This is a genomic window from Mycobacterium sp., from assembly GCF_049278535.1.
Classification (GTDB): domain Bacteria; phylum Actinomycetota; class Actinomycetes; order Mycobacteriales; family Mycobacteriaceae; genus Mycobacterium.
Genome location: NZ_JBAPMI010000271.1, coordinates 1 through 6,350, shown reverse-complemented (window position 1 = coordinate 6,350; position 6,350 = coordinate 1). Strand labels below are relative to the sequence as shown.

General features: G+C 65.2%; 10 protein-coding genes. 8 read left to right on the top strand and 2 right to left on the bottom strand.

Annotation, left to right across the window (positions count from 1 at the left end; genetic code table 11):
- Positions 1–222 (bottom strand): hypothetical protein (locus tag WAO18_RS18315; RefSeq protein ID WP_422207654.1); only part of this gene is annotated, 222 nt, incomplete at its 3' end.
- A gap of 209 nt (positions 223–431) precedes the next feature.
- Here WAO18_RS18315 and WAO18_RS18310 point away from each other — a divergent pair.
- A complete protein-coding gene (locus WAO18_RS18310) occupies positions 432–917 on the top strand; it encodes a MarR family winged helix-turn-helix transcriptional regulator (RefSeq protein ID WP_422207653.1) in 486 nt (161 codons plus the stop codon).
- A gap of 9 nt (positions 918–926) precedes the next feature.
- Here WAO18_RS18310 and WAO18_RS18305 read toward each other — a convergent pair whose 3' ends face one another.
- Positions 927–2,093: a permease gene (locus WAO18_RS18305; protein WP_422207652.1), complete on the bottom strand. Its 1,167-nt coding sequence runs from the start codon at positions 2,091–2,093 to the stop codon at positions 927–929.
- A 241-nt stretch (positions 2,094–2,334) separates the two neighbouring features.
- Here WAO18_RS18305 and sepIVA point away from each other — a divergent pair, with 241 nt between their 5' ends.
- The 7 genes from sepIVA to WAO18_RS18270 form a co-directional block, all read left to right on the top strand.
- Complete coding sequence (sepIVA, locus tag WAO18_RS18300; RefSeq protein ID WP_422207651.1) at positions 2,335–3,072, top strand: cell division protein SepIVA; 738 nt, start codon at positions 2,335–2,337, stop codon at positions 3,070–3,072.
- Positions 3,073–3,124: 52 nt separating this feature from the next.
- Positions 3,125–3,712, top strand: coding sequence for a YceD family protein (locus WAO18_RS18295; RefSeq protein ID WP_422207650.1), 588 nt, complete (start codon positions 3,125–3,127; stop codon positions 3,710–3,712).
- Positions 3,705–4,403 (top strand): ribonuclease III, encoded by a 699-nt coding sequence (rnc, locus tag WAO18_RS18290; protein ID WP_422207649.1) that lies wholly within the window; start codon positions 3,705–3,707, stop codon positions 4,401–4,403. Before WAO18_RS18295 ends, rnc begins: the two co-directional genes overlap by 8 nt.
- Positions 4,404–5,264 (top strand): DNA-formamidopyrimidine glycosylase, encoded by an 861-nt coding sequence (gene mutM / locus WAO18_RS18285; RefSeq protein WP_422207648.1) that lies wholly within the window; start codon positions 4,404–4,406, stop codon positions 5,262–5,264.
- A gap of 29 nt (positions 5,265–5,293) precedes the next feature.
- The gene (locus WAO18_RS18280) at positions 5,294–5,707 is read left to right on the top strand and encodes an OsmC family protein (RefSeq protein WP_422207647.1); all 414 of its coding nucleotides are present in this window, start codon (positions 5,294–5,296) and stop codon (positions 5,705–5,707) included.
- Entirely contained in the window at positions 5,694–5,978 is a 285-nt protein-coding gene (locus tag WAO18_RS18275; RefSeq protein WP_422207646.1) for an acylphosphatase, read from the top strand. The genes WAO18_RS18280 and WAO18_RS18275 overlap by 14 nt, the downstream gene beginning before the upstream one ends.
- An 11-nt stretch (positions 5,979–5,989) precedes the next feature.
- Positions 5,990–6,350, top strand: a 361-nt coding sequence (locus tag WAO18_RS18270; RefSeq protein ID WP_422207645.1) for an AAA family ATPase, incomplete at its 3' end; no start/stop codon positions are given.

Genomic DNA, 6,350 nt, shown 5'->3' with positions numbered 1-6,350 from the left:
CAACAAGGCAGCGGTGCCGACGACCACCCGCTTCCGGCGCCCGCCCCAGCCGGGACCGTGGCCGCCGGGACCATGGCCGCCGTGACCGTGGCCCCCGAATCCTGGACCACCAAAGCCCGGTCCGCCGAACCCGGGGCCGCCCCAGCCGGGACCGCCCCAGCCGGGAGCGCCCCAGCCAGGTCCGCCCCAACCGGGTCCACCAGAAAATCCGCCTCCGAACATCACTGTTCTCCTTCAGGTAACGGCGACGAGCCGACCGACTGGCCGCCAACTTGCATATCTATCTCCTTGATACGCGGGTGGCAGATATGTGTCAAGAAACTTGATATCGGTGGTCGAAGGGTCCGGAGATGCGCCGGTCGGCCGCTGCGGCGGAGCATCCGAACAACGCACCGGCCAATGCGGCACCTGGCCTGTAGTTCCATGCCAGCATGGTGGGGATGAGCGAATTCGAGGATCAACCACTGGGTTATCTGGTGCGTGGATTGATGGCGCGACTGCGCCCCCATGCCGTCCAGGCGCTGCGACCGCTCGGGCTCGGGCTGCCCGAATTCGTCTGCATGCGGATCTTGGACGACGATCCGGGCCGGACCGGCGCCGAACTCGCCCGCCACACGCACGTGACCGCGCAAGCGATGAACCAGGTTCTACAAGGGCTGCAAGAAATCGGCCTGGTGATTCGCCCTGAGACCGCGCCCTCAGGCCGTGCTCTGCCGGCCGAGCTCACCCGCAAGGGCAAGGCACTTCTGCGGCGCGCTGAGGACGCAGTCGCGTCATCTGACGAACACCTACTGGCTCATCTCAGCCCGGCCGATCGGCGTCAACTCAAACGACTGCTCTACCGGGCTGGAAATCCGCCCAATGCCGAGGCTTCTACCTGCGTCCCTCCCGGCGTGGTTGGGGCAGAACGGAAGTAGGCATCCCGGCTAATGCCCGTGATGGTGATGCTCACCCTCGGCGTCGGGGGAGCCACCCATCGCCCGCAGCATCGGCACGCCGCCGGTAGTCACGAATCGGACGATGAGCACCGCCGCCAACCCGAGGAAGGCGATGTTCAACCACGTGGTGTAGTCCCAGGAGATACCGGCCTCCATCACCGTTGCATTGCGCTGCGCCGGGATGAGACCGGCTGTGCCAAAAGATAATTCGACGGCGTAGCCGGCGATGACCATCGCCGCATAGAAGGTACCCAGCAACGTCAGCATCATCTTGGTGCCGTAGTACTTCCGGTAGATGTTCAGGATCGGCAAGATCAGCAGGTCGGCGAAGATGAACGCGACGACGCCGCCAAAGCTGATGCCGCCGTTCCACAACACCGCTGCCAGCGGCACGTTGCCGATCGAGCAGACGAACGAGACAATCGCCACGATGGGGCCCACGATCGGCCCCCATACGGCGGAGAGCACCGGATGATCAGCGAAAAAGAAGTGCTGCCAGAAGGATTCGGGGACCCAGGCCGCGACGGCGCCCGCTATCAACAGTCCGATCACCAGGTCGCGAAGGATCGCCGCCCATTCCATGACAAACACATGCGCGACCGAGGTAAAGCCCTCCGGCGACAGCATTCGCTGCCAGAACGAGCCCTCGCGTTGAACCGACATGTCCATGGCGGCATGGCCTTCCATCGAACCCGCCAACCCGCGATCGGCCTGCCGGGCCGCGGCATCGACGAGTCGAGTACGCACAAACAGCCGGAACAACAACGCAAGCGCGATGATCATCAGCGGGCCGCCGACGAACTCCGCCGCGGTGAACTGCCAGCCCATCAGCAGGGCCAGGATGATGCCCAACTCCACCACTAGGTTCGTCGAGCCGATTTCGAAGGCCATGGCGGCGGTGAAGTTGGCGCCTTTGCGGAACAGCGAGCGGGCCAGGGCGACTGCGGCATAAGAACACGACGAGGACGCTGCGCCCAGGCCGGCCGCGACGGCCAACGTGCGGGGTCGGTCATCGCCGAGCAACGCCACGATCGTCGACCGGCGCACGACGGCCTGTATCACCGCCGACAGGGTGAATCCCAGGATCAAGGCCCACAGGATCTCCCAGGTCATGGACCCGGACAGGATTAGAGCATGCTCCACCGCGTGTGCCATAGCACCTCCAACTGAGTACCCCTGGGGGGTATTCCTGCGTCGTTCGCTTTCGTGTGTGACGGCGTTCCGCGCTGGTCCAGCGTTGCCGACAATGCCCGAAAACCGACATAATTACGTCAAGTGTGCAGGTAATTGGGGCAGTTCTGGACCTTAAAAGCCCGACACACCGGGCCTGGCAACGCAGTCACAGAAGCAACACCAGGCACACTGGTAACAACAACGATGCCGGGAGGGTGTTGCCGTGTACCGAGTTTTTGAGGCGCTCGACGAACTGGGCGCCATTGTGGAGGAAGCTCGCGGCGTGCCCATGACCGCGGGCTGTGTCGTACCTCGTGGAGATGTGCTCGAACTGATCGACGACATCAAGGACGCGATCCCCGGCGAGCTCGACGACGCCCAGGATGTGCTTGACGCTCGGGACTCGCTGCTGCACGAGGCCAAGACGCACGCGGACTCCGTGATGTCCTCGGCAACCACCGAGTCGGATTCGCTGCTCAACCACGCCCGCTCGGAGGCCGACCGGATATTGGCAGACGCTAAAGCGCAGGCCGACCGGATGGTAGGGGAGGCGCGGCAGCACAGCGAACGGATGGTCGGCGAGGCACGTGAAGAGGCGGCCCGCATCGGTACGGCGGCGAAACGCGAATTCGAGGCCACCACCGGTCGCGCCAAGTCCGAAGCCGACCGGCTTGTCGAAAACGGCAACATCTCCTACGAGAAAGCCGTCCAAGAGGGCATCAAGGAGCAGCAGCGCCTGGTGTCGCAGACAGAAGTGGTGCAATCGGCCAACGCCGAGTCGGCGCGGCTGATCGACGCGGCCCATGTCGAGGCTGACCGGCTGCGCGGCGAGTGTGACATCTACGTCGACAGCAAGCTGGCCGAGTTCGAGGAGCACCTCAACACCACCCTGCGCTCGGTCAACCGCGGCCGCCATCAACTGCGGACCGCGGCCGGCGTGCACGACTACGCGCAGCGGTAGCACCACTACCAGCGGGCGAGGTGGCTGGTAGCCCGCCCGTAGAATTGCGGACATGGCCCGGCAGCACAGCCAAGCGGCACAACCGGACCCCGGTTCGCCGCTTGTCGTCAACATCGCACGGCTGGGACGGCGCCCGGGATCGATGTTCCCCGTGCATGACACGGTGGCCAGCCCGGTGCGTATCGGTCTGGACCTGATCGGCATCGCGCCCGGTGCGCCGCTGGACCTCGATCTTCGCTTCGAGTCGGTTTCGGAAGGCGTTCTGGTGACCGGGACGCTGTCGGCGCCGATCGCGGGCGAATGTTCACGTTGCCTGACGTCGTTCACCGATCGCATCCAGGTCGACTTGACCGAGCTGTTCGCCTATCCGGACAGCCTTACCGAGGCGACTACCACTGACGACGAGGTCGGTCGCGTCGTCAACGACTTCGTCGACCTGCATCAGCCGATCGTCAACGCCGTAGGCCTGGAGTTGCCGTTCTCGCCGGTGTGCCGGACCGACTGCCCGGGGCTGTGCCCCAGGTGCGGTGTCGCGCTGGCGACCGCCGAGCCGGGCCATCACCACGACGAAACCGATCCCCGCTGGGCCAAACTCTCGACCATGCTGCGCGCCGACCCCGACGGAGCCGGCAATGAGTGATCTGCTCGACGCGCTCGAGGTCGATCTGCCCGACGACTTGTTGACGTTGGCCCTGACGCACCGCAGCTACGCCTACGAGCACGGCGGCTTGCCGACCAACGAGCGTCTGGAGTTTCTGGGCGACGCAGTGTTGGGTCTGACCGTGACCGACGAGCTCTTCAATCGACACCCCGAACGCCCGGAGAGCGATCTGGCGAAAATGCGTGCGGGAGTGGTGAATACGCAGGCGCTGGCCGAAGTGGCGCGCGGTCTGACCGACCAGGGACTCGGCGCGCACCTGCTATTGGGACGCGGCGAGCTGAAATCCGGTGGAACGGACAAATCCAGCATCCTCGCCGACAGTTTGGAGTCGTTGCTCGGCGCAATCTATTTGCATCACGGCCTCGAAGCCGCCCGCAAGGTGATCCTGCGGCTGTTCAGTGAATTGCTTTCCGCCGGTGGACTTCTGGATTGGAAGACCAGCCTGCAGGAATTGGCCGCCGCGCGCGGCCTAGGCACGGTGGCCTATGAGGTCACCTCGACCGGCCCCGACCATCAGCGACAATTCACCGCGGCCGTCGTCGTGATGGAAACCCAGTACGGATCCGGAATCGGTCGTACCAAGAAAGAAGCCGAGCAGAAAGCCGCCGAGAAAGCCTGCCAGGCATTGAATCAGCTCGACGACGCCCTACCCGGGGAGACTGCCGGCTAGATGCCCGAGCTACCCGAAGTTGAGGTGGTGCGGCGCGGACTGCAGGCCCACGTGGTGGGCAAGACCATCACCGCCGTGCGAGTGCATCACCCGCGTGCCGTCCGCCGTCACGAGGCCGGCCCCGCCGACCTGACCGCGAGGCTGCTCGATGCCCGGATCACCGGCAGCGACCGGCGCGGCAAATACCTGTGGCTGACTCTGGACGGGCCGAGTGGCTACGACCAGGCGCTCGTCGTGCACCTCGGCATGAGCGGACAGATGCTGCTCGGGACCGTTCCCAACGCCGGTCATCTGCGTATCGCCGCGCTGCTCGACGACGGCACCACGCTGAGCTTCGTCGACCAGCGGACGTTCGGCGGCTGGTTGCTGTCCGACCTGGTCACCGTCGATGGCAGTGTCGTCCCGGTGCCCGTCGCGCATGTGGCACGCGATCCGCTGGATCCACGGTTCGACATCAACGCGGTGGTCAAGGTGTTGCGGCGCAAGCACTCTGAGATCAAACGCCAGCTGCTCGACCAGACGGTGGTCTCGGGGATCGGCAATATCTACGCCGACGAGGCGCTGTGGCGGGCCAAGGTCAACGGCGCTCGGCTGGCCGAGGTGCTGACCCGTAAGCAGTTGACCACCGTGCTGGAAGCCGCCGCCGACGTGATGCGCGACGCGCTGGCGCAGGGCGGCACGTCATTCGACTCGTTGTATGTCAACGTCAACGGGCAGTCCGGTTACTTCGACCGATCGCTGAATGTCTATGGTCGCGAAGGGAAACCCTGCAAGCGTTGTGGCGCGGTGATCCGCCGGGAGAAGTTCATGAATCGCTCGTCGTTCTATTGCCCCCGCTGCCAGCCGCGGCCGCGGGGCTGAGGACACTGGGAGTTCGGTACAAATGAACCATGACGGATCTGTGGGTCGAGCGCACCGGGGTACGCCGCTACGTCGGCCATAGCTCGCGGGGCGCGCAGGTGCTGGTCGGATCCGAAGACGTCGACGGTGTCTTCACTCCGGGTGAGCTGATGAAGATCGCGCTGGCCGCGTGCAGCGGAATGTCCAGCGATCAACCGCTGGCCCGCCGGCTCGGCGACGACTATCAGGCGACGGTCCGGGTGTCCGGAGCCGCCGACCGTGAGCAAGAGGTCTATCCGCTGCTCGAGGAGAAGCTCGAAATCGACCTGTCGGGCTTGGACGCCGACGAGAAGGCGCGGGTCTTCACCGTCGTCCGGCGTGCCGTCGACCAGGTGTGCACGGTAGGACGAACGCTGAAAGCCGGAACGACGGTCGACTTCCGGGTCGTCGATGTCGGACATTGAAGACGTCCGGCTCACGGCTTGGGTGCATGGCCGGGTGCAGGGCGTCGGCTTCCGATGGTGGACCCGGTCCCGCGCCCTGGAGTTGGGCCTGACCGGCTACGCCGCCAACCTTCCCGACGGCCGGGTGATGGTCGTCGCGCAGGGCTCACGTGACGCGTGTGAACAGCTGTTACTCCTGTTGCAGGGCGGAAAAGCACCGGGCCAGGTCGACACCGTTGTCGTCGACTGGTCGCCGCGCGGCGAAGCCATCAGCGGCTTCTCTGAGCGGTAGTCTGGCTCGCCGTGTACCTCAAGAGCCTGACGCTGAAGGGCTTCAAGTCTTTCGCCTCGCCGACGACTCTGCGGTTCGAGCCCGGCATCACCGCGGTGGTCGGCCCCAACGGGTCGGGCAAGTCCAATGTCGTCGACGCGCTGGCCTGGGTGATGGGCGAGCAGGGCGCCAAGACACTGCGCGGCGGCAAGATGGAGGACGTCATCTTCGCGGGCACCTCGTCGCGTGCACCGCTGGGTCGAGCCGAGGTCACCGTCACGATCGACAACTCCGACAACGCGTTGCCGATCGAGTACTCCGAGGTCTCGATCACCCGCCGAATGTTCCGCGACGGAGCCAGCGAATACGAAATCAACGGCAGCACTTGTCGTT